This window comes from Streptomyces griseosporeus, assembly GCF_014656055.1.
Lineage (GTDB): Bacteria > Actinomycetota > Actinomycetes > Streptomycetales > Streptomycetaceae > Streptomyces > Streptomyces griseosporeus.
Window position 1 is genome coordinate 151,110 of the sequence record NZ_BNBR01000010.1, and the last position, 22,256, is coordinate 173,365.

The following is a 22,256-nucleotide window of genomic DNA, read 5'->3' on the forward strand; positions in this document are numbered from 1 at the left end:
CGATCATATGGGCGCCCTCGCCGCAAATCGTGCACCTCGCCCATGGCCCCCGGGCCCGCGCCGCTACTCCTTCTCGTCGTCGCCGGGCTTCTCGGGCAGCTCCGCCGCCAGCGCCGCCGCGGCCTGCACCAGCGGCAGCGCCAGCAGCGCCCCGGTGCCCTCACCGACCGTCACCCCGTGGTCGAGGAGCGGCTCCAGCGCCATCCGGTCCAGCGCCTTGGCCTGCCCCGGCTCCCCGGAGGCCTGCCCGGCCAGCCACCAGTCCGGCGCCCGGAACGCGATCCGCTGCGCCACCAGCGCGCAGGCCGCGCCGACCACGCCGTCCAGGATCACCGGCATCTTCCGTACGGCCGCCTGGAGCAGAAAGCCCGTCATCGCCGTGAGGTCGGCCCCGCCCACCGTCGCCAGCAGCTGCAACTGGTCGCCGAGCACCGGCCGGGCCCGCCGCAACGCGTCCCGGATCGCCGCGCACTTGCGCATCCACGCCAGGTCGTCGATGGCGATGCCGCCCCGTCCGGTGACCACGGACGCGTCCGTCCCGCACAGCGCGGCGACCAGCACCCCGGCCGCCGTGGTCCCGCCCACGCTGAGATCGCCGAGGACCACCAGGTCCGTCCCCGAGTCGGCCTCCTCGTCGGCCACGGCGACCCCGGCCCGGAACGCCGCCTCCGCCTCCTCGGCGGTCAGCGCGTCCTCGATGTCGATACGGCCGCTGCCGCGCCGCACCCGGTACCGCACCACCTCGGCGGGCAGCGCCTCCGCGTCGCAGTCCAGCGCCATGTCGACCACCCGCACCGGCACCCCGAGCCGCCGCGCCAGCACGGACACCGGCCGCGCGCCCTCCAGCACGTCCCGCACCAGCTCCACCGCGCTGCCCGCGGGCCGCGCCGACACCCCGAGCCCGGCGACCCCGTGGTCACCGGCGAACAGCACCACCCGCGGACGGTCGACCGGCCGCACCGGTACGGCCCCCTGCGCCGCGGCCAGCCACTCACCCAGGTCGTCGAGGCGCCCGAGCGAACCGGGCGGCACGATCTGACGTTCCCGGCGCGCCTCCGCGTCACGGCGCGTCCCGCCGTCCGGGCGCTCGATCAGATCCGTGAAGTCGTCGAGATTAAGCGAGCTCATTCGCCGAACAGTACCGGCAGCGCTCGAACACCCCGCCGCCACACCGGCACCACACCGTCACGACGTCGTTGCACCCAAGATCGGTATCCCATACGTTCCGTTTTGCTGCGGATCGTCACGTGATGGTCGCGCGTCCCTCTCGTCCCCCACCGGGAGCCGCCCATGCCCACCAGGCCCATCCACGAGCCCCGCCGCGAGGACTGCCCCTGGTGCGGCGCGCCCGGCCCGCGCACCCGGCTGCGCGCACCCGACCTCCGGCACGGCAGACCCGGCATGTTCACCCTCGACGAGTGCCGCGCCTGCGCCCACGTCTTCCAGAACCCCCGCCTCACCCCCGAGGGCCTGGCCCTGTACGGCGCGGCCGAGGCGGACGCCGCGCGCCGCCGGCGCCACCGGGGGACGGCCCGGGCGATCCAGCGGCGCTGCGCGGAACCGGAGAGCTGGCTGGACGTCGGCACGGGCGACGCCGCCTTCCCCGAGGCGGCGAAGGAGCTGTTCCCCTACACGTCCTTCGACGGCACCGACCCCACGCCACGGGTGGTGGCGGCGGCCGAGGCGGAACGGGTCGAGGAGGCGTACGTCGGACACCTCGCGCACCCGGCCGTGCTGAGGCACGTGCGGGGGCGGTACGACGTGGTCAGCGTCCTGCACCACCTGCCGCACGTCCTCGACCCGCGCGCCGAACTCCGCGCGGCGGTGGCGGCCCTGCGCCCGGGCGGCCATCTGATCCTCGAACTGCCGGACCCGGCCAGCGCGTTCGCGTCCCTGCTCGGCAAGTGGTGGCACGCCCACGGCCAGCCCCACCACGTCCATCTGCTGCCGCCGGCCAATGTCCGGGCGGAACTGGAGGACCAGGGCTGCACGATCCTGACGGCGGACCGCTCGGCGGCGCACCTGCCGACCGACCTGACGACGGCGACGTCCCTGTCCCTGCACCGCTCGGTGCCGGCTCCGCTGGCCGGCACGCTGACGGCGGCGGCCCGCACGGCTGACGTGATGCTGGCTCCCGTCCTCAGCCACACCCGCCTGGCGAACAGCTACCGGATCATCGCCCAGAGGCGTGCCTGAGGGGCCGTTCGCCGTGGGGGTGCGGGCCGTCGCCGGGTGCGCCACGCCGTCGGCCGGTCGCGCAGTTCCCCGCGCCCCTGGGTGGGCACATCCACCCTGCGCCGAAAACAAGCCGCTTCAGCCCCGTAGCACCAGAGCCTGCCCCGCCACCACCAGCACCACCGACTCGCACTCCGACGCCACCGCCGCGTTCAGACGGCCCAGCTCGTCTCGGTACCGCCGCCCGGACGCCGTCGCCGGCACGATCCCCGAGCCCACCTCGTTCGACACCAGCACCACCACCCGCCGAGCCTCCCGCACCGCCGTCACCAGCCCGGCCACCCGCTCGCGCAGCGCCCGCTCGCCCCCGTCCGCCCACTCCGCGTCGTCCCACGCCCCGACGGAGTCCATCGCGTCGGTCAGCCACAGCGACAGACAGTCCACCAGCAACGGCGGCCCCTCCTCCGCCAGCAGCGGCAGCACCTCGCACGTCTCCACCGTCCGCCACGTACCCGGCCGCCGCTCCCGGTGCAGCGCGACCCGCGCCGCCCACTCCTGGTCCCCGCCCCGCAGACCCCCGGTCGCCACGTACACCACGTCCGGAAAGGCCTCCAGCCGCCGCTCGGCCTCCACCGACTTCCCCGACCGCGCCCCGCCCAGCACCAGCGTCCGCCGCGGCACGTCAGGGACGTCCTCGTACGCCCCCACCACCAGCGTCGCCCCGTCCGGCACCGCCCGGGCGCCGGCCGCGGCCAGCCGCCGCCGCACCTCCGAGCCCGGCGGCACGTCGTGGTCGAGGTGGACGGCGACGACGTCCGTCGTCGGCCCGACCGCCCCCGCCGCCCGCAGCTTCGCCAGCGCGTCCGGCCGCCCCACGACGTCCGCGAGGACCATGTCGTACGCCGCCGCGGCCGCCGTGCCCTCCTCCAGACCCGCCGGCGCCCCGCCCGGCGGCAGATACAGCAGCCGCTGCCCGTCCGGCCCGGTCACCGCGTACCCCGTGCCCGGCGCGTCCATCGCCACCGCCCGCACCCGATGCCCCGTCAGCAGCGCCAACTCCCGCCCGTCCGGCACCCGCCCGGGCTGCGGCAGCCCGGCCGGCACCTCCACCGCGGGCCCGTTGCCCGGGTGGGTGAGCAGCACCTGCCGTACGCCGCCGAGCGACCGCCCGGCCCGCGCCGCCGCGAACGCCGCACCCGGCGTCAGGTCCAGCAGCAGCGTGTCGTCAATGAGCAGCGCGGTCGCCGCCCGGGCGTCGTCGCCGAGGGCGGTCGCGCAGGCCGCGCAGGGACAGTCGGGGCGGGGGAGTCCCGCGGGGGCACCGGTGCCGAGCAGAGTCACTTCCACGCCCCGATTTTCCCTTGTCGCCCCTGGTCTTGCGCGTCCGGCTAGGCTCGGTGCGGGAGCCGGACCAAGATCCGGCTCGCGCTCTGCATGTGCTCACACCTGGGAGGCGTACATGGCGGCATGGACGTGGCGGTTCGAGAAGGCCGACGGGACGGAGGTCCCGCCCGCGGTGCAGCCCGAGGAGTTCACCACGCAGGGGGACGCCGAGTCCTGGATCGGTGAGAACTGGAAGGCGCTCCAGGAGGGCGGCGCGGACCAGGTCCGGCTGTTCGAGGACACCACGGAGATCTACGGCCCGATGAGCCTGCACGCCGACGCGTCGTAGCCGTACCGACGCCTCACGGCCGTACCCGTCGCGTCACGGCCGTACCCACGGCGTCCCGGCACGGGCGGCCGGTCGTGTCCCCGGCCGCCCGGCTCACTGCTCGCCCAGGGTCACGTCCACCGTCGTGGACTTGCCGTCGCGGGTGTAGGTGACCGTCGTGCGCTGTCCCGGCTTGGCGCCCGCCAGCGCCTCGGCGAGCGAGGTGATCGTGGTGATGTCCGTGCCGCCGAGCCCGGTGATGACGTCCCCGGGCCGCAGCCCCGCCTTGTCGGCGGCCCCGCCGTCGGCGACGTCGACCACGGCGACGCCCGCGGCCTGGTAGTCCTCGTTCACCACCGTGCGGCCGGTGATGTTCAGCGCCGCCCGGCCCGAGTCGGTGACCTTGCCGTCCTTCACGATCTGGCCGGCGATCGTCTTCACCATCGACGAGGGGATCGCGAACCCGATGCCCGGCGCGGCGCTGTTGCCCAGGTTCGGGTCGACCGCCGCGAGCGTCGGGATGCCGACGACCTGCCCCTCCAGGTTCACCAGCGCGCCGCCGCTGTTGCCCGGGTTGATGGCGGCCGAGGTCTGCACCATGTTGCCGAGGGTGGCGCCCGTGGCGCCGCCCGAGCGGCCCTCCGTGACGGTCCGTCCGGTCGCCGAGACGATCCCCTGGGTCACGCTGGACGCCAGCCCCAGCGGGGAGCCCATGGCCAGCACGATCTGCCCGACCTGCACGTTCGCGGAGTCCGCGAACGTCGCCGCCCGCAGCCCCTTCGGCGCCCGGTCCAGCTTCACCACCGCCAGGTCCTGCTGCGGGTACGACGCGACGAGCGTCGCCGAGAGCAGGTCCTCGCTGTTCGCGGTCGTCACCCGGAACCGCTTCTCGTCGCCGACGACATGCGCGTTGGTGACGATGTGGCCCCGGGTGTCGTACACCACGCCCGAGCCCAGCTCGTTGCGCCCCTGGATCTGTACGACCGACGGCAGGACGTCCTTGATGACCTTCTGGTAGTCGTTCTCCAGGTCGGAGCCCTGCCGCACCGCGGCGGGCTGCGCCGCCTGCCGGGTGGGTTCCTCCGCCTGCTCCGAGGAGCCGGAGCACGCCGACAGCGAGGGGAGCAGGACCGCGGCACAGGCCACAACGGGCAGCACCCGGAGACGGGCGGCGGCACGGGTGCGGGGAACGTGAACGTCCATGCGCCGAGTCTCACGTCGGGGTGACGGCCCGGCCCGCGCAGCTCACCCGACCGGGTGAGACCGCCGCGCGGCCGTCAGCCGCGTACCCCGCACAGGTGCAGCAGCGCCGCCACACCCCGGTAGGGGTCGGTCCGCCCGGCCTTCTCCTCCACCGCCAGCAGTGCCTCCACGTCGTCCGGGACCGCCGCCCCGTCCGCCGCCGTGTCCGTGAACACCCGCACGCCGTACCAGGCGTGCAGCGGGGCGCCGATCCCGGCGAGCGTCGCGGTCAGCGCCTCGCGCCGGTCCGCGCGCACGTCGAGGCCGAGCCGGATGGGGGTCCCCCCGTTCGAGTCTGTTCGAGAATGGGGGAGGTAGGCGGTGGTGTCGAACGCGGCGAGCGCGCCCGCCCAGTCGCCGGACAGGCCCGGCCGCATCGCCAGCGCGTCGCCGTTGCGCACCAGCAGCGACAGCAGACCGCCCGGCGCGAGCACCCGTGCCAGGCCCGCCAGCAGCGGGTCGGGATCCTCGACGTACATGAGGACGCCATGACAGAGCACGACGTCGAAGCTGCCGGGCAGGAAGTGCACGCCGGTCTCCCGGCCGTCGCCCTCCATGATCCGCATCCGCTCCCGGATGCCCTCGGGCTCGCCGGCCAGCGCCGCACGGGCCGCGGCGATCATCGTCGCGTCCTGCTCCAGGCCGGTCACCTGGTGACCGGCGCGGGCCAGCCGCAGCGCCTGCGTGCCCTGGCCCATCCCGACGTCGAGCACCCGCAGCCGCTGCCCGACCGGGAACCGCCCGGCTATCTGCTCGTCGAGCTGGCGCGCGACCAGCTCCTGCCGTACGACGTCACGCAGCCCGCCGAGCCTGCTCAGCCAGGCGTGCGCCGCACCCCCGGAGAACGACGTCGTGCTCAGGGCCGCTCTCCGCGCTTGACCTGCGGCTTGGGCAGCCGGAGCCGGCGCATCTGCAGGGAGCGCATCAGGGCGTAGGCGACCGCGCCGCGCCGGTTCTGGTCGGGGAAGCGCTCGCTCAGCCGCTTCTTCAGACGGAAGGCGGAGACGATCGAGTCCAGCACGATCAGCACGATCACCACGAGCCACAGCAGCAGCGCGATCGCCTGCATCTGGCCGACCTTCACCACGCTCAGCACGAGGATGACCACGGCCATCGGCAGGAAGAACTCCGCCACGTTGAACCGCGAGTCGACGAAGTCCCGGGCGAAGCGCCGCACCGGTCCCTTGTCACGGGCCGGCAGGTATCGCTCGTCGCCGCTCGCCAGCGCCTGACGCTGACGCTCCAGCGCCTGGCGCCGGTCCTCGCGGGCGCGCTTGGCGGCCTCCTTGCGGTTCGTCGGCGTGTGGGCCACGCTGCGGCGCTGGGCCTGGGCCTGGCTGCGCTTGGGCGTTGGCCGGCCCTTCGGGGCCTGCGGGTCACGGGGCTGCTTGGAGTCGGTCAGCGTCGCCTTGTCGGCGACCGCGGCCTTCTCTTCCTTGGCACGGCTACGGAACACAAAAGCCAAGGGTACGGGGTCCGGCCGCATGGACCCATGCCCCATGGGGAACGATCCGGCAACACCATTCGTCTGTAGTGGGGACAGAACAACCCGGAAAGACCCGGCACGACCCTTGTACGACCCGAGTACGGCCCGCGCACGACCCCGAGGACCACCTACTCCCTACGCCGGACCGGATGCGTACGCAGTCGTCCTTGGGGAGGAGCGCATCCGTCCCCGAACAGTGCGGTAATGGATGCAGGGCCCGTACTGTGGGTTCTGTCGCAGGTGCTGGAGCTGGAGTCCGTCAGAAGGGGGCGCGCGAAGCCCATGAGCGGTGTCATGAAGCGTATGGGGATGATCTTCCGCGCGAAGGCGAACAAGGCCCTTGACCGGGCCGAGGACCCGCGCGAGACCCTCGATTACTCGTACCAGAAGCAGCTGGAGCTGCTGCAGAAGGTCCGCCGCGGCGTGGCCGACGTGGCCACCAGCCGCAAGCGCCTGGAACTCCAGCTGAACCAGCTGCAGCAGCAGTCCTCCAAGCTGGAGGACCAGGGCCGCAAGGCGCTCGCGCTGGGCCGTGAGGACCTGGCCCGCGAGGCGCTGTCCCGCAAGGCCGCGCTCCAGCAGCAGGTGACGGACCTCGAGACGCAGCACGCCACGCTCCAGGGCGAGGAGGAGAAGCTCACCCTGGCGGCCCAGCGCCTGCAGGCCAAAGTCGACGCCTTCCGTACGAAGAAGGAGACCATCAAGGCCACGTACACCGCGGCGCAGGCCCAGACCCGGATCGGCGAGGCCTTCTCCGGCATCTCCGAGGAGATGGGCGACGTCGGCCTGGCCATCCAGCGCGCCGAGGACAAGACGGCGCAGCTCCAGGCGCGCGCCGGGGCCATCGACGAACTCCTCGCCTCGGGCGCCCTGGACGACCAGTCCGGCATGCACAAGGACGACATCCAGGCCGAGCTGGACCGGCTCTCCGGTGGTACGGATGTAGAGCTGGAACTGCAGCGCATGAAGGCCGAGCTGGCCGGAGGCGCGACCGACCGCCAGGCCATCGAGGGCGGCAACGACCAGGGGCAGTCCCAGCAGCAGCCGCAGGACACCCCGCGCTTCGACAAGCAGTAGGGGCCACGCCTAGGAGGGCGACGTGATCGTACGGATCATGGGGGAGGGCCAGGTGAGGCTGGACGACAGCCACCTCGCCGAACTGAACAGGCTCGACGACGAGCTCCTCGCCGAGATCCAGAACGGCGACGGCCCCGGCTTCCGCCGCACGCTGGCCGCCCTCCTGACGAGGGTCCGCGACCTGGGCACGCCCCTTCCCGACGACGCCCTGGAACCGTCGGAACTGATCCTCCCGTCCCTGGAGGCGACGCTGGAGGAGGTCCGGGAACTCCTGAGCGGCGACGGGTTGATCCCCGGCGGAGCCTGATGAGGGGCAAGGGTTGGCGAGTGGCCGGCCCGACATAGCTGCGGGCAGTCGTGCCGCTGGGGCGGCACGGGTGGGCGCAGCGGCACCCCGTAGCGCCGGGCCGCGCGACCCGCCCCCGCCCAGCACCAGCGCCGGGCACGTACTCAGCGACCCCCGCCCCGGCTACCGTAAACCCCCGTGACCCGCATCGACCGCGCCCGCTGCCGCCTGAAGGCGCACCCCCTCGCCCTCGACGCGGCCCTCGCCGCAGGCGTGCTCGGCTGCATGGTCGCCGGATCCTTCGTCGACCCGCACGGCGAGCACGGCGTGACCTGGGGCGTCCGCACCCCCGACCCGCTCAGCATCGTCCTCATGGCGCTCGGCGCCGCCGCCCTGGTCTTCCGTCGCCGCGCCCCCCTCACCGTCCTCGCCCTCACCGGCGCCGTCTCCCTCATCGAGTGCGTCACCGGCGACCCCCGCGCCCCCGTCGCGATGTCCGCCGTGATCGCCCTCTACACCGTCGCCTCCACCACCGACCGCCCCACCACCTGGCGGGCCGGCCTGCTCACCATGACCGTGCTGACCGGCGCCGCGATGCTCGCCGGCCCCCTGCCCTGGTACGCGCAGGAGAACCTCGCGATCTTCGCCTGGACCGGCATCGGCGCCACCGCCGGCGACGCGGTCCGCAGCCGCCGCGCAGTCGTCCAGGCTATCCGCGAACGCGCCGAGCGCGCCGAGCGCACCCGCGAGGAGGAGGCCCGCCGCCGCGTCGCCGAGGAGCGCCTGCGCATCGCCCGCGACCTGCACGACGTCGTCGCCCACCACATCGCCCTGGTCAACGTGCAGGCCGGCGTCGCCGCGCACGTCATGGACAAGCGGCCCGACCAGGCCAAGGAGGCCCTCGCGCACGTCCGTGAGGCCAGCCGCTCCGCGCTCAACGAACTGCGCGCCACCGTCGGCCTGCTCCGCCAGTCCGGTGACCCCGAGGCGCCCACGGAACCGGCCCCCGGCCTGGACCGTCTCGACGAACTCGCCGGCACCTTCCGCAGCGCCGGCCTCCCGGTCGAGGTCGCCCGCGCCGACCAGGGCACCACCCTCCCCGCCGCCGTCGGCCTGGCGGCGTACCGCGTGATCCAGGAGGCCCTGACCAATGTGCGCAAGCACGCGGGCCCGGAGGCGAAAGCCGAGGTCAGCGTCGTACGGGTGGGGCCGAACATCGAGATCACCGTCCTCGACGACGGCGCCGGCCCGGACGACCGCCCCCCGGGGGACGAGGGCGGCGGCCACGGCCTGCTCGGCATGCGCGAACGCGTCAGCGCGCTCGGCGGCTTCCTCACCACCGGCCCCCGCTTCGGCGGCGGCTTCCGCGTCCATGCGATCCTGCCGGTCAAGGCCCGTACCGCCGCGCCGGGTGAACCCGGCGGACCCGGGAGACCGGGTGGACCGGGAGAACCGGGAGAACCGGGGGAGACCGTATGACGATCCGTGTCCTGCTCGCCGACGACCAGGCGCTGCTGCGCAGTGCCTTCCGGGTGCTGGTCGACTCCGAGCCCGACATGGAGGTCGTCGGCGAGGCCTCGGACGGCGCGGAGGCGGTCCGGCTGGCCAAGGAGCAGCGCGCCGACGTCGTCCTCATGGACATCCGCATGCCCGGCACCGACGGCCTCGCCGCCACCCGCATGATCAGCGCCGATCCGTCCCTTGCCGGGGTCCGGGTGGTCATCCTGACGACCTTCGAGGTCGACGACTACGTCGTGCAGTCGCTGCGCGCGGGCGCCTCCGGCTTCCTCGGCAAGGGCAGCGAGCCGGAGGAGCTGCTGAACGCGATCCGGGTCGCGGCCGGCGGCGAGGCGCTGCTGTCCCCGGCCGCCACCAAGGGCCTGATCGCCCGCTTCCTCGCGCAGGGCGACACGGGCGACGGCGATCTTGACCCGGCCCGCTCCGAACGCCTCGCCGCGCTCACCGGGCGGGAGCGTGAGGTGCTGGTGCAGGTCGCCGGAGGCCACTCCAACGACGAGATCGCCGAGCGCCTGGAGGTCAGCCCGCTGACCGTGAAGACCCACGTCAACCGGGCCATGGCGAAGCTGGGCGCACGGGACCGGGCGCAGCTCGTGGTGATCGCCTACGAGTCGGGGCTGGTCCGTCCGAGGGTGGAGTGAACTCCACCTCGCCGTACTGCGCCCGGAGTATGCGCCGGATAAGGAACGGGACCTGGGGCCTACGGATCACGGGATCCGCATGGAACAGGGTGTAGGGGCCACCACCACTTCTGCCGCTCACAGAAGAGAGACCCCCAGAACATGTCCTGGCTGTCCCGATTCAGCCTCGCACAGCGGGCCCTTATAGGCCTGATGTCGATCATCGCGCTGGTCTTCGGCGCGATCGCGATCCCGCAGCTCAAACAGCAGCTGCTGCCCACCATCGAACTGCCCATGGTCTCCGTGCTGGCGCCCTATCAGGGTGCCTCCCCGGACGTGGTCGAGAAGCAGGTCGTCGAACCGATCGAGAACAGCCTCGAAGCGGTCGACGGGCTGACCGGCGTCACCTCCACGGCGAGCGAGGGCAACGCCGTGATCATGGCGTCCTTCGACTACGGCAACGACACCCAGCAGCTCGTCGCCGACGTGCAGCAGGCCGTCAACCGGGCCCGCGCCCAGCTCCCGGACGCGGTGGACCCGCAGGTCGTGGCCGGTTCCACGGACGACATGCCGACCGTCGTCCTCGCCGTCACCTCCGCCAAGGACCAGCAGGCCCTCGCCGACCAGCTCGACCGGACCGTCGTCCCGGACCTGAAGGAGATCGACGGCGTCGGCCAGGTCACCGTCAACGGCGTCCGCGACCTCCAGGTCACCGTCACCCCGGACGAGGCGAAGCTGGCCAAGGCGGGCCTGACCACCCAGAACCTCGCCCAGGCCCTCCAGGCGGGCGGCGCCACCGTCCCGGCCGGCTCCTTCGACGAGGCCGGTGGCAACCGCACCGTGCAGGTCGGCGGCGGCTTCACCAGCCTCAAGCAGATCCAGGACCTGGCCGTGCGCGGCACGGGCAAGCCGGTGCGCCTCGGCGACGTGGCCCAGGTGCGCGAGCAGGAGGCCCCGGCGGACTCCCTCACCCGCACCGACGGCAGGCCCAGCCTCGCCGTGATGGTCACCATGGACCACGACGGCAGCGCCGTCGCCATCTCGAACGCGGTCGAGGACAAGCTGCCCGAGCTGCGCGCCGACCTCGGCTCCGGCGCCACGATCACCGTCGTCAGCGACCAGGGCCCGGCCGTGTCGAAGGCCATCTCCGGCCTGACCACCGAGGGCGCGCTTGGTCTGCTCTTCGCCGTGCTGGTGATCCTCGTCTTCCTCGCGTCGATCCGCTCCACCCTCGTCACCGCGGTCAGCATCCCGCTGTCGGTCGTCCTCGCGCTGATCGTGCTGTGGACGCGCGACCTGTCGCTGAACATGCTGACGCTGGGCGCGCTGACCATCGCGATCGGCCGGGTCGTCGACGACTCGATCGTGGTCCTGGAGAACATCAAGCGTCACCTCGGCTACGGCGAGGAACGCCACGCGGCCATCCTCACCGCGGTCCGCGAGGTCGCGGGCGCGGTCACCTCCTCCACCCTCACCACGGTCGCCGTCTTCCTGCCGATCGGCCTGGTCGGCGGCATGGTGGGCGCGCTGTTCGGCTCGTTCAGCATCACGGTGACGGCGGCCCTGCTCGCCTCCCTGCTGGTGTCGCTGACGGTCGTCCCGGTGCTGTCGTACTGGTTCCTGCGCGCCCCGAAGGGCACCCCCGAGGACGCCGCCGAGGCCCGCCGCAGGGCCGAGGAGAAGGAGGCGAACAGCCGCCTGCAGCGGTTCTACGTCCCCGTCCTGCGGTTCGCCACGCGGCGCCGCCTGACCAGCGTGGCCATCGCGGTCGTCGTGCTGGTCGCCACCTTCGCGATGACCCCGCTGCTGAAGACGAACTTCTTCGACCAGGGCGAGCAGAAGGTCCTCACCGTCAAGCAGGAGCTGAAGCCCGGCACCAGCCTGGCCGCGACCGACGCCCAGGCGCGGAAGGTGGAGAAACTCCTCGCCGCCACCGACGGCGTGAAGGACTATCAGGTCACCGTCGGCTCCTCCGGGTTCATGGCCGCCTTCGGCGGCGGCACCGACACCAACCAGGCGTCGTACCAGGTGATGCTGGAGGACTCCGCCGCCTACGCGGAAGTGCAGGACCGCATCGAGGCCGGGCTGAAGAAGCTCGACGGCATCGGCACCACCACCGTCGCCGCCGGTGACGGCTTCGGCAACCAGGACCTCAGCGTCGTGGTGAAGGCGGCCGACGCGGACGTGCTGCGCACGGCGGCCGAGCAGGTCCGCAAGACCGTCGCCTCCCTCGACGACGTCACCGACGTCACCAGCGACCTGTCGCAGAGCGTCCCGCGGATCTCGGTCCGGGCCAACTCCAAGGCCGCCGCGGCCGGTTTCGACGAGCAGACCCTCGGCCTGGCCGTCGCCCAGGCGGTGCGCGGCACCCCGGCCGCGAAGGCCGTCCTGGACGACACCGAGCGCGACGTCGTCATTAGCTCGGCGCACCCGGCGACGACCCTGCGGCAACTGCGCGACCTGCGCCTCGGCGCGGTGAGGCTCGCCGACGTGGCGGACGTGAAGCTGGTCGACGGCCCGGTCTCGATGACCCGGATCGACGGACAGCGCGCCGCGACCGTCACGGCGAAGCCGACCGGCGACAACACCGGTGCGGTCAGCCAGGACCTGACGGCCAAGCTGGACGCGCTGAAGCTCCCCGCGGGCGCGACCGCCGAGATCGGCGGGGTCACCCAGGACCAGGACGACGCGTTCAAGAACCTGGGCCTGGCGATGCTCGCGGCGATCGCGATCGTCTTCATGCTGCTGGTCGCGACCTTCCGCTCGCTGGCCCAGCCGCTGATCCTGCTGGTCTCCGTGCCGTTCGCGGCCACGGGCGCCCTCGGCCTGCTCATCGCCACCGGCACCCCGATGGGCGTCCCGGCGATGATCGGCATGCTGATGCTGATCGGCATCGTGGTGACCAACGCGATCGTCCTGATCGACCTGATCAACCAGTACCGCAGGCAGGGGTACGGCGTCGTCGAGGCGGTCGTCGAGGGCGGCCGGCACCGCCTGCGCCCGATCCTCATGACGGCCCTGGCGACGATCTTCGCCCTGCTCCCGATGGCCCTGGGCGTCACCGGCGAGGGCGGCTTCATCGCTCAGCCGCTGGCGGTCGTGGTGATCGGCGGCCTGGTCAGCTCGACGCTGCTGACCCTGCTGCTGGTGCCGACGCTCTACGCGATGCTCGAACTCCGCAAGGAGCGCCGCGCGAAGAAGCGCGCGGCCAGGCGCGAGGCGAAGCCGGCGGACGTGCCGGAGCCGGCGGGGGTGTGACACCCCGGCCATGACGGGCCGCCCGGCCACCGTGCCGGGCGGCCTTACCTATCCTGTGATCTCGAACTGCTCTACGGGGGAGCTCCACGGGGGAAGGGGACGGGGCGGTGCTGCACAAGGACGATCCCCGGTCGGTCGGCGGCTATCGGCTGCTCGACCGGCTGGGTGCCGGCGGCATGGGTGTGGTCTACCGGGCGCGGGCGCGCTCGGGGCGTGAGGTCGCCGTGAAGGTGGTGCACGCGCAGTACGCCGAGGACGCGGTCTTCCGGGCCCGGTTCCGGCAGGAGATCGACGCCGTCCGCAAGGTGAGCGGCGCGTTCACCGCGCCGGTGGTGGACGCCGACGCGGAGGCGGTACGGCCGTGGATGGCGACGCAGTTCGTGCCGGCGCCGTCGCTCGCCGACCGGATCCGCGCCGGGGGCCCGCTGCGCGGCGCCGAGCTGCGGCGGCTGGCCCTCGGGCTGGTGGAGGCGCTGCGGGACATCCACCGGGCCGGGGTGGTGCACCGGGATCTGAAACCGGCCAATGTGCTGATGGCCGAGGACGGGCCGCTTGTCATCGACTTCGGCATCTCGCGGGCCGCGGAGAACCAGACGCTGACCGAGACGGGGCTGCTGATCGGCACCCCGCCGTTCATGTCGCCGGAGCAGCTCGCCGACTCCCGGTCGGTCGGCCCGGCCTCGGACGTGTTCTCGCTGGGCGCGCTGCTGGCGTTCGCGGCGACCGGGCGGGGGCCGTTCGACGCCGACAGCCCGTTCGTGGCGGCGTACCGGGTGATGAACGAGGCGCCCGCGCTGGACGCCGTACCGCCGCCGCTGCGGGACCTGCTCGGCCGGTGCCTGGCCAAGGAGGCGGACGAGCGGCCTGACCTTGAGGAGCTGGGGCGGGAGTTCGCCGAGGCGCTGCCCGAGCCGGACCCGGACGACTCGATGACGGTGACCCTGCGCCGCCCCGACCCCGGCGCGACCCGCCCGGTGACCCTGACGCCCGCCCGCCGCCGCCGACGGCTGCGCCCGCTGCTGGTGGCGACGGCGGCCGCGGTGGCGCTGGCGGCCGGAGTGACGTCCTGGCTGGTGCTGGGCGAGCCGGACACCACGGCGACCGGCGCGACGCACGGCCCGGACAAGCCCGCTGCCTCCACCGCCGCGCGGTGGGCGGCGCTGCCCAAGGGGTTCCGGCCCTGGGAGTCGTCGGTGTACGCGAAGGCCGCGCACGGCCCCGGACCGCTCAGCCTCGGCGACGGCGGCCCGACCTGCCGACTGAGCGGGGCGGAGCTGTACTGCGGGGGCTCCGGTATGCAGGTGGTGCGCGTCGACACGGTCACCGGCCGGGTCCTGTGGCGGGCGGACCTCGCGCCGAAGGGGGCCACCTGGGACACCTACGACGGCGACATCGTCGGCGTGCACGCGGACGTGGTGGTCGTCCGCGAGACGCTCGGCGGCGGCGGCCTCAGCAGCGTGGCCCCCACCTACCGCCTCTCCGCCCTCGACGCCACGAGCGGCCGGAAGCTGTGGTCACGCCCCCTGCCGGACGACAGCCGCCTCCAGGAGCAGGCCGTGGCCGGGGGATCCGTCCTGATGTCGAGCGAGGACGGGCGCTCGGTGGTGGCACGGTCGCCGCGTGACGGCTCCGCACGCTGGACCCTGCCCCTGCCCCTGCCCGCCGGCTTCACCTGCCTCTTCTACGACGTCGACCACCGTCCGTTCGGTGTCTGCGACAGCTTCGGCGACCGGCCCACCGACAGCGTGTACCTCTCCGTCGACCCGTCGGACGGTTCGGCGCGGCGGTTCTCCGGGCCGCTGCTGAGCCCCGCGTTCGCCGGTGTGCTCGACGGCCGGCTGCTCTTCCTGGAGTCGGAGGAGAGCGGGGAACTCCTCTCCGGGGACACGCCGATCACCCGGATCGTGAGTCTGGACCCGCTCACCGGAACCCAGCGCACGACGAAGCTGGCCCGGCCGTTGCAGGGCCAGGGGACTCTTGTGGACGGCACGCTGTACGTCGCCACCACCGGCGAGGTCGCCGCCCTGTCCCCGGAGACGGGAAAGGAGCTGTGGCACACCGGGACCACCCTGGAGCAGCCGGGCACGCCCGCCGTCGACCGGTGGGGCCGCACGGTGTACACGGTCAGCCCCACCGGTCGGGTCGCCGCTCTCGACGCCGCGAAGGGCAAGCTGCTGTGGGAGTCCTTCCCGCGCGCGCCCCAGTCCACCAGCGGCAGCCTGGGCGAGGCCTACCCGGTGGAGGGCGCCCTCGTCGTGCTCACCGGGGACGGCAAGCTCTTCGGCATCGACCCGGGCCACCCCGAGCGCAAGCCCGCCTCGGGGTGACCCGGCACCGAAACCGCCGGGGCTACGGCAGCGCCAGCATCCGCTCCAGTGCCAGCTTCGCGAACGCCTCGGTCTCCTTGTCGACCTCGATGCGGTTGACCAGGTTGCCCTCGGCCAGGGACTCCAGGGCCCAGACGAGGTGGGGCAGGTCGATGCGGTTCATGGTCGAGCAGAAGCAGACCGTCTTGTCGAGGAAGACGATCTCCTTGCCCTCGGGCGCGAAACGGTTCGCCAGACGGCGGACCAGGTTCAGCTCGGTGCCGATGGCCCACTTGGAGCCGGCCGGGGCGGCCTCCAGGGCCTTGATGATGTACTCCGTCGAGCCCACGTAGTCCGCCGCGGCGACGACCTCGTGCCGGCACTCGGGGTGGACCAGGACGTTCACGCCGGGGATGCGCTCGCGGACGTCGTTGACCGAGTCCAGGCTGAAGCGGCCGTGCACCGAGCAGTGGCCGCGCCACAGGATCATCTTCGCCGCGCGCAGCTCGTCGGTGGTCAGGCCGCCGTTCGGCTTGTGCGGGTTGTAGACCACACAGTCGTCCAGGGACATGCCCATGTCGCGGACGGCGGTGTTGCGGCCCAGGTGCTGGTCCGGCAGGAACAGCACCTTCTCGCCCTGCTGGAAGGCCCACTCCAGGGCCCGCTGGGCGTTGGAGGAGGTGCAGATGGTGCCGCCGTGCTTGCCGGTGAACGCCTTGATGTCGGCCGAGGAGTTCATGTACGAGACGGGGACCACCTGCTCGGCGATGCCCGCCTCGGTCAGCACGTCCCAGCACTCGGCGACCTGCTCGGCCGTCGCCATGTCGGCCATCGAGCAGCCGGCGGCGAGGTCGGGCAGGACGACCTTCTGGTCGTCGCTGGTCAGGATGTCCGCGGACTCCGCCATGAAGTGCACACCGCAGAAGACGATGTACTCCGCCTCCGGCCGCGCGGCTGCGTCCCGGGCCAGCTTGAAGGAGTCGCCCGTGACATCGGCGAACTGGATGACCTCGTCGCGCTGGTAGTGGTGGCCGAGGACGAAGACCTTGTCGCCGAGCTTCGCCTTGGCGGCGCGGGCGCGCTCGACCAGGTCCGGGTCGGACGGCGAGGGCAGGTCGCCGGGGCACTCCACGCCCCGCTCGCTCTTCGGGTCGGCCTCGCGGCCGAGCAGCAGCAGGGCGAGCGGAGACGGCTGCACGTCGAGCTCCGTGGTGTGGGCGGTGGTCACGACACGCACCCTTTCTACTTTTCGTCGATCTGACGCTATCTATCATAACCGGTTCACGTCAGTTTGACGATGGCCATTGTGTCGATGTGACATGAATCCCTCCGGGCCGGTTCTTGTTCCGCATCTCGTGTGCGAGCATGAGAAAGGAGCCGAAAAAACAGGCGCCCGGCCCGGAATGAATCCGCGGCCTTGCCGGTTGCACCCGTCGGCAAGCAGTCTCCGTACAACCCGGGAGAGATGTAGATGTCCGTATCGGACGAGACCACCACCGTCACCGACGGCATCATCCTGACCGACGCCGCCGCGGCCAAGGTCAAGGCCCTGCTCGACCAGGAAGGCCGCGACGACCTCGCGCTGCGGGTCGCCGTCCAGCCCGGCGGCTGCTCCGGCCTGCGCTACCAGCTCTTCTTCGACGAGCGCTCGCTCGACGGTGACGTGGAGAAGGACTTCGACGGCGTCAAGGTCGTCACCGACCGCATGAGCGCCCCCTACCTGGGCGGCGCCACCATCGACTTCGTGGACACGATCGAGAAGCAGGGCTTCACGATCGACAACCCGAACGCGACGGGCTCCTGCGCCTGCGGCGACTCCTTCAGCTAAACCGCCGGTGGCGCACGCCACGGCACCGGAAGCACGAGAAGGCGGCGGTCCCCCTCGGGGGGCCGCCGCCTTCGTCGTACGGGCGCTCCCTACCGCGGCTGTCCCGACTCGGCCGGCAGCCGCGCCCCCGGCTTCTCCAGCGGCACGCCCCGGCCGTCCTTCCCGACCACCTTCCGGCCGCCGAGCGGCTCGTCGAGCCGCACGGTCTTGTGGAACACCTTGGCGATCTCGATGCAGACCTTGCCCGGCCACGGCGTCCCGGTGACCGTCACCGTCACCCGGTCGGCGTTCTCCTCCGCCGTGACCTCGTAGTCCGCGCACACCCCGCCGGTGAAGGCCACGGTCAGCTCCCGGCCCTCGGCCGTGTAGCCGTCCACCGGCACGTCCCGGGGCGCCGGGGCCGCCGTCGGCTCGTCACCCGGCCCGGTCGGCCGCGGGCTGGGCTGCTCGGTCGGCGTGCCCGCGGGCGGCGCGCTGAGGTACTTCGGCTCGACCGCCGGATACGTCACCGTGAAGGGCTCCTTCGCCTCGGGCGCCCGCACCTCGAACAGCCAGGACGGCACCAGCGCCTGCCCGCCGTTCGCGTACCGCATCGCCAGCCCGAACGTCGCGTCCTCGACCTTCAGGGTCTGCCGCGCCGGAGCCGGAGCCGGGGAGTCACCGCACGGCTGCTCCAGCCGGTCCTTCAGCGGTACGGGACTGGCGCAGCCACCGATGCCCATCCGGTGCTGCTGCTCCGCGCCCGGCCCCGCGTTCAGCGCCGCCAGCGCCTCCTCGGCGCCGACCACCGGATACGTGTCGCCCTTCACCGGAGCCTTCAGCTGGCCGCTGCCGCCGACCACCTCGCCCTGCGGCGAGACGATCACCCCGGTGGTCCACCCGTAGGTGGGCAGCCCACCGACCTCGGGCTCGGCGTTGACCACCCGCCGGGAGCCCATCAGCTGGCTCGCGTCCACCTCCGCGCCGTCCTGCCCGACCGCCTTCAGCACCGGCGCGGCCGCCTTCTTCGCCGCGTCCGGGCTCACCGGGTCGGCGGACGCGGACCCGGACCCGGACGTCTGCGGGCACACCGGCTTGCCGCTCACGCAGTTGTCGCTGCCGGGCGCGTACCGGCTGAACGTCCATGCTCCCGGCGCCTTCCGGTTCACCTGGAGCATCGGGCCCTGCCCGTCCTTGCCCTGGCCGACCCGCCAGGTCTGACCCTCAGCCACCGGCGCCCCGTCGATGCCGAGCGCCTGCGCCAGACGGGCCACCTCGTCCCGGCCGACCTCGCCCTTCGCCCAGTACACGGGCGCCGAGGCAGGGCCGTCCGGGAGCGGGCCGGCGGCCTGGTAGGCCACGCCGTACGGGTTCGGCTCGCCGGGTGCGATGCCGTTCGTACCGCCGGTGCCGCCCGGGCCGCCCGTGCCGCCGGAACCCTCCGAGTAGCCGTCCAGCACCAGCGGCGCGGGGCTGCCGTCGCCGCCCGGCGCGCCGGAGCCGGTGCCACCGCCGGAGCCGCCGGACGCGCTCGCGGTCAGGTACGCCCCGCCGCCACCGACCAGCAGCACGGCGGCGACGACCGAGGCGACGACCACGGGGGAGCGCCGCCGGGCCGACCGCGTGCCGGAATCCCCGGCACGCGTGCCCGAGTCGTCGGCATGCGTGCCGGAGTCCTCACCACGCGTGTCGGATGCGGAGTCCTCGGGACGCGTCCCGGACGCGGAGTCCTCGACGCGGGCGCCGGACGCGGGCTCCTCGGGGCGGGCCCCCGGTGCCTCCCGCGCGGCGTCCTTCCCGGCCGCCGACTCGGTGGTGTCGGCGGCCGCGTCGTCGTTGTCGGGTCGCTCGGTGTTCACCGCATTCGCTCCTTCGGCTGCACAGCTGTCCCGGTGACCCTGACCCGGCCCTGTCAAAAACGCGGGCCGACGGGTCGTATGCCGTATCCCCTCCACGGGGGACAGCGATGGGACGCAGCGGGGGAGCGCACGGTTCCCTTCGAACGCCGGTACGGGTCAGTCGCCGTAGTCCGACATCGCGTCCAGCAGCCGCGCCGAACGCACCGGGACGCTCACCCCGTGGATCAGCGAGGGCGGGACGGGCCGGGACGCGGTGGGCTCGGGAGCCGTCCAGTGCGGCACCATCCGGGCGCAGTCGCCGCGCAACGACGCCCAGTCGCCGTCCGGGTCGACCGGGGCGGGGGAGGAGACCTCAAGGTTCGTCATGGCGGAACCGTAGGCACGGCAGAGCCTGCGAAGAAAGATCTACTATCGGGTAGTTTCGTTCACTTCAGCGGTGCCGCGCGACCGGGTAGCGTGAACTGTCAATCCGCCTCCCCGCAGGAGAGTCCACGCCGTGCGCATCGCAGTCACCGGCTCCATCGCCACCGACCACCTCATGACCTTCCCCGGCCGCTTCGCCGACCAGCTCGTCGCGGACCAGCTGCACACGGTCTCGCTGTCGTTCCTGGTCGACAAGCTGGACGTGCGGCGCGGCGGCGTCGGCGCCAACATCGCCTTCGGCATGGGGCAGCTCGGCACCCGGCCGATCCTCGTCGGCGCGGCAGGCTACGACTTCGACGAGTACCGGGCCTGGCTGGACCGGCACGGCGTCGACACCGCCTCCGTCCGGATCTCCGAGACCCTGCACACCGCGCGCTTCGTCTGCACCACCGACGCCGACCACAACCAGATCGGCTCCTTCTACACGGGCGCGATGAGCGAGGCCCGCCAGATCGAGCTGAAGACCGTCGCCGACCGCGTGGGCGGCCTCGACCTGGTCCTCATCGGCGCCGACGACCCCGAGGCGATGCTCCGCCACACCGAGGAGTGCCGCTCCCGCAAGATCCCCTTCGCCGCCGACTTCTCCCAGCAGATCGCCCGCATGGACGGCGAGGAGATCCGCATCCTGCTGGAGGGCGCCACGTACCTGTTCTCCAACGAGTACGAGAAGGGCCTCATCGAGTCCAAGACCGGCTGGTCCGACGAGCAGATCCTGGAGAAGGTCGGCCACCGCGTCACCACCCTCGGCTCGCGCGGCGTGCGCATCGAGCGGACCGGCGAGCCGGTGATCGAGGTCGGCTGCCCCGACGAGGAGCGCAAGGCCGACCCGACGGGCGTCGGCGACGCCTTCCGCGCGGGCTTCCTGTCCGGCCTGGCCTGGGGTGTCTCCCTGGAGCGGGCGGCGCAGGTCGGCTGCATGCTGGCGACGCTCGTCATCGAGACGGTCGGCACGCAGGAGTACCAGCTGCGCCGGGCCCACTTCATGGACCGGTTCACCAAGGCGTACGGGGTCGACGCGGCGGACGAGGTCCGGGAGCACCTGGGCTGACCGGCACGTCGCCGTCCGCGGGCGCGCGGGGGCCGGCCTGCCGGTTCCCCGCGCACCGGAAGGACGTCAGCCGGACCGGCGTACCAGGTACGCGGTCCCCTTCTCCGCCTGCTCCTCGCCCACGTACTCCTGCCCCCGCATCTCGCACCACGCGGGGATGTCCAGGCGGGCCGCCTCGTCGTCGCTGAGCACCCGCACCGTGCCCCCCACCGGCACGTCCCCGATCACCTTGGCCAGCTCGATGACCGGGATGGGGCAGCGCTTGCCGAGGGCGTCGACCACGAGTTCGTCCCGCTGGACGGCAGCGGCGACGGCCGGCGTCGGCGCCCCCAGCTTCTCCCGCACCCCGGCGACCGCCCCCGGCAGCACCTGGAGGAACCGCTCCACGTCCTCCTCGGCCGTCCCCGGCGGCAGCGACACCCGGACGTTGCCCTCGCTGAGCACGCCCATCGCCTTCAGCACATGGCTCGGCGTCAGCGTGCTGCTCGTGCAGGACGATCCGGACGAGACGGAGAAACCCGCCCGGTCCAGCTCGTGCAGCAGCGCCTCACCGTCGACATAGAGACAGGAGAAGGTGACCACGCCGGGCAGCCGGCGCTCCGGGTCGCCCACCACCTCCACGTCCGGCACCAGCCGCGGCACCCGCGCCCGGATCCGCTCCGTCAGCTCGCGCAGCCGCTCTGCCTCCCGGTCCGCCTCGGCCCGCACCGCCCGCAGCGAGGCCGCCGCCGCCACGATCGCCGGGATGTTCTCGAAGCCGGCCGCCCGGCCCGACTCCCGCTCGTCCGCCGGCCCCCGCACCGCGAACCGCACACCCTTGCGCACGACGAGCAGCCCGACGCCCGAGGGCCCGCCCCACTTGTGCGCGCTCCCCGCCAGCACCGACCAGCCGCCCGCCACCGGCCCCCACCCCAACGACTGGGCCGCGTCCACCAGCAGCGGCACCCCGGCCGCCCGGCACACCTCGGCGACCTCCGCCACCGGCTGCACGGTCCCCACCTCGTGGTTCGCCGACTGCAGGCAGGCCAGCGCGGTGTCGGGGCGCAGCGCCACGGCGTACGACGCCGGATCCACGGCCCCCGACCGGTCCACCGCCACCCGCGTCATGGTCCCGCCGTCGGCCTCGTGCGCCTCGGCCGAATGGAGTACCGAGGAGTGTTCGACCGATGACACGATCAGGTGACGCCCGACCCGCCGCCGCCCCGCCAACACGCCCGAGACGCCCGCGTGCACGGCCCGCGTCCCGGACGACGTGAACACCACCTCGTCCGCCCGGCACCCGACCCCCTCCGCGACGGCCTCCCGCGCCGCGTCGAGCAGCATCCGCGCCCGCCGCCCCTCCCGGTACAACCGCGCGGGATCGGCCCACCCCTCATCCAGAGAGGCCAACAGCGCCTGACGGGCAACGGGGTGGAGGGGAGCGGCGGAAGCGGCATCGAAGTAGGCCATACGGCAACGCTAAACCGCAGGATGACTGTGCCTGCCAAGGGGCGCGGGGAA

At 73.2% G+C, this 22,256-nt stretch carries 19 protein-coding genes; 10 read left to right on the forward strand and 9 right to left on the reverse strand.

Features of this window, described 5'->3' with window-relative positions:
* Nucleotides 1-63: 63 nt before the first annotated feature.
* Nucleotides 64-1,128: a nicotinate-nucleotide--dimethylbenzimidazole phosphoribosyltransferase gene (gene cobT / locus IE308_RS35850; RefSeq protein ID WP_190221084.1), complete on the reverse strand. Its 1,065-nt coding sequence runs from the start codon at nucleotides 1,126-1,128 to the stop codon at nucleotides 64-66.
* Nucleotides 1,129-1,290: 162 nt separating this feature from the next.
* Here cobT and IE308_RS35855 point away from each other — a divergent pair, with 162 nt between their 5' ends.
* A complete protein-coding gene (locus tag IE308_RS35855; protein WP_190221085.1) occupies nucleotides 1,291-2,196 on the forward strand; it encodes a class I SAM-dependent methyltransferase in 906 nt (301 codons plus the stop codon).
* A gap of 117 nt (nucleotides 2,197-2,313) precedes the next feature.
* Here IE308_RS35855 and IE308_RS35860 read toward each other — a convergent pair whose 3' ends face one another.
* Nucleotides 2,314-3,522 carry a bifunctional adenosylcobinamide kinase/adenosylcobinamide-phosphate guanylyltransferase gene (locus tag IE308_RS35860; RefSeq protein ID WP_190221086.1) on the reverse strand — a complete coding sequence of 403 codons (1,209 nt, stop codon included), beginning with the start codon at nucleotides 3,520-3,522 and terminating at the stop codon, nucleotides 2,314-2,316.
* A 112-nt stretch (nucleotides 3,523-3,634) separates the two neighbouring features.
* Here IE308_RS35860 and IE308_RS35865 point away from each other — a divergent pair, with 112 nt between their 5' ends.
* Nucleotides 3,635-3,847: a hypothetical protein gene (locus IE308_RS35865; RefSeq protein ID WP_110627700.1), complete on the forward strand. Its 213-nt coding sequence runs from the start codon at nucleotides 3,635-3,637 to the stop codon at nucleotides 3,845-3,847.
* A gap of 93 nt (nucleotides 3,848-3,940) precedes the next feature.
* Here IE308_RS35865 and IE308_RS35870 read toward each other — a convergent pair whose 3' ends face one another.
* The 3 genes from IE308_RS35870 to IE308_RS35880 form a co-directional block, all read right to left on the reverse strand.
* Nucleotides 3,941-5,029 carry a S1C family serine protease gene (locus IE308_RS35870; RefSeq protein ID WP_190221087.1) on the reverse strand — a complete coding sequence of 363 codons (1,089 nt, stop codon included), beginning with the start codon at nucleotides 5,027-5,029 and terminating at the stop codon, nucleotides 3,941-3,943.
* Between the two features lie 74 nt (nucleotides 5,030-5,103).
* A complete protein-coding gene (locus IE308_RS35875; RefSeq protein WP_190221148.1) occupies nucleotides 5,104-5,844 on the reverse strand; it encodes a class I SAM-dependent methyltransferase in 741 nt (246 codons plus the stop codon).
* Between the two features lie 80 nt (nucleotides 5,845-5,924).
* Entirely contained in the window at nucleotides 5,925-6,554 is a 630-nt protein-coding gene (locus IE308_RS35880; RefSeq protein ID WP_162655491.1) for a DUF3043 domain-containing protein, read from the reverse strand.
* A 282-nt stretch (nucleotides 6,555-6,836) separates the two neighbouring features.
* Between IE308_RS35880 and IE308_RS35885 the strand changes: the two genes are divergently transcribed.
* From IE308_RS35885 to IE308_RS35910, 6 genes are all read left to right on the forward strand, one after another.
* The gene (locus tag IE308_RS35885; protein WP_190221088.1) at nucleotides 6,837-7,631 is read left to right on the forward strand and encodes a PspA/IM30 family protein; all 795 of its coding nucleotides are present in this window, start codon (nucleotides 6,837-6,839) and stop codon (nucleotides 7,629-7,631) included.
* A 22-nt stretch (nucleotides 7,632-7,653) separates the two neighbouring features.
* A complete protein-coding gene (pspAA, locus tag IE308_RS35890) occupies nucleotides 7,654-7,938 on the forward strand; it encodes a PspA-associated protein PspAA (protein ID WP_190221089.1) in 285 nt (94 codons plus the stop codon).
* Nucleotides 7,939-8,115: 177 nt separating this feature from the next.
* Nucleotides 8,116-9,396, forward strand: a complete 1,281-nt coding sequence (locus IE308_RS35895) for a sensor histidine kinase (protein ID WP_190221090.1) — start codon at nucleotides 8,116-8,118, stop codon at nucleotides 9,394-9,396.
* Nucleotides 9,393-10,076: a response regulator gene (locus tag IE308_RS35900; RefSeq protein WP_190221091.1), complete on the forward strand. Its 684-nt coding sequence runs from the start codon at nucleotides 9,393-9,395 to the stop codon at nucleotides 10,074-10,076. Before IE308_RS35895 ends, IE308_RS35900 begins: the two co-directional genes overlap by 4 nt.
* Nucleotides 10,077-10,217: 141 nt before the next feature.
* Nucleotides 10,218-13,313, forward strand: coding sequence for an efflux RND transporter permease subunit (locus IE308_RS35905; RefSeq protein WP_190221092.1), 3,096 nt, complete (start codon nucleotides 10,218-10,220; stop codon nucleotides 13,311-13,313).
* Nucleotides 13,314-13,420: 107 nt separating this feature from the next.
* On the forward strand, nucleotides 13,421-15,640 hold the full coding sequence (locus IE308_RS35910) for a protein kinase domain-containing protein (protein ID WP_229909380.1): 2,220 nt from the start codon (nucleotides 13,421-13,423) through the stop codon (nucleotides 15,638-15,640).
* Between the two features lie 22 nt (nucleotides 15,641-15,662).
* Here the strand turns inward: IE308_RS35910 and nadA are convergent, their stop codons facing one another.
* Complete coding sequence (gene nadA / locus IE308_RS35915) at nucleotides 15,663-16,847, reverse strand: quinolinate synthase NadA (RefSeq protein WP_190221093.1); 1,185 nt, start codon at nucleotides 16,845-16,847, stop codon at nucleotides 15,663-15,665.
* Between the two features lie 243 nt (nucleotides 16,848-17,090).
* On the opposite strand from nadA, the gene erpA reads away from it, so the two are divergent.
* Nucleotides 17,091-17,447: an iron-sulfur cluster insertion protein ErpA gene (gene erpA, locus IE308_RS35920; RefSeq protein WP_009337669.1), complete on the forward strand. Its 357-nt coding sequence runs from the start codon at nucleotides 17,091-17,093 to the stop codon at nucleotides 17,445-17,447.
* Nucleotides 17,448-17,536: 89 nt separating this feature from the next.
* Here erpA and IE308_RS35925 read toward each other — a convergent pair whose 3' ends face one another.
* On the reverse strand, nucleotides 17,537-19,285 hold the full coding sequence (locus IE308_RS35925) for a hypothetical protein (RefSeq protein WP_229909382.1): 1,749 nt from the start codon (nucleotides 19,283-19,285) through the stop codon (nucleotides 17,537-17,539).
* A gap of 156 nt (nucleotides 19,286-19,441) precedes the next feature.
* Nucleotides 19,442-19,651 carry a hypothetical protein gene (locus tag IE308_RS35930; protein ID WP_190221094.1) on the reverse strand — a complete coding sequence of 70 codons (210 nt, stop codon included), beginning with the start codon at nucleotides 19,649-19,651 and terminating at the stop codon, nucleotides 19,442-19,444.
* Between the two features lie 130 nt (nucleotides 19,652-19,781).
* On the opposite strand from IE308_RS35930, the gene IE308_RS35935 reads away from it, so the two are divergent.
* Nucleotides 19,782-20,756, forward strand: a complete 975-nt coding sequence (locus tag IE308_RS35935) for a carbohydrate kinase family protein (RefSeq protein ID WP_110627689.1) — start codon at nucleotides 19,782-19,784, stop codon at nucleotides 20,754-20,756.
* A 66-nt stretch (nucleotides 20,757-20,822) separates the two neighbouring features.
* On the opposite strand, the gene IE308_RS35940 is transcribed toward IE308_RS35935, so the two are convergent.
* Nucleotides 20,823-22,205: a cysteine desulfurase/sulfurtransferase TusA family protein gene (locus IE308_RS35940; RefSeq protein ID WP_190221095.1), complete on the reverse strand. Its 1,383-nt coding sequence runs from the start codon at nucleotides 22,203-22,205 to the stop codon at nucleotides 20,823-20,825.
* Nucleotides 22,206-22,256 lie beyond the last annotated feature (51 nt).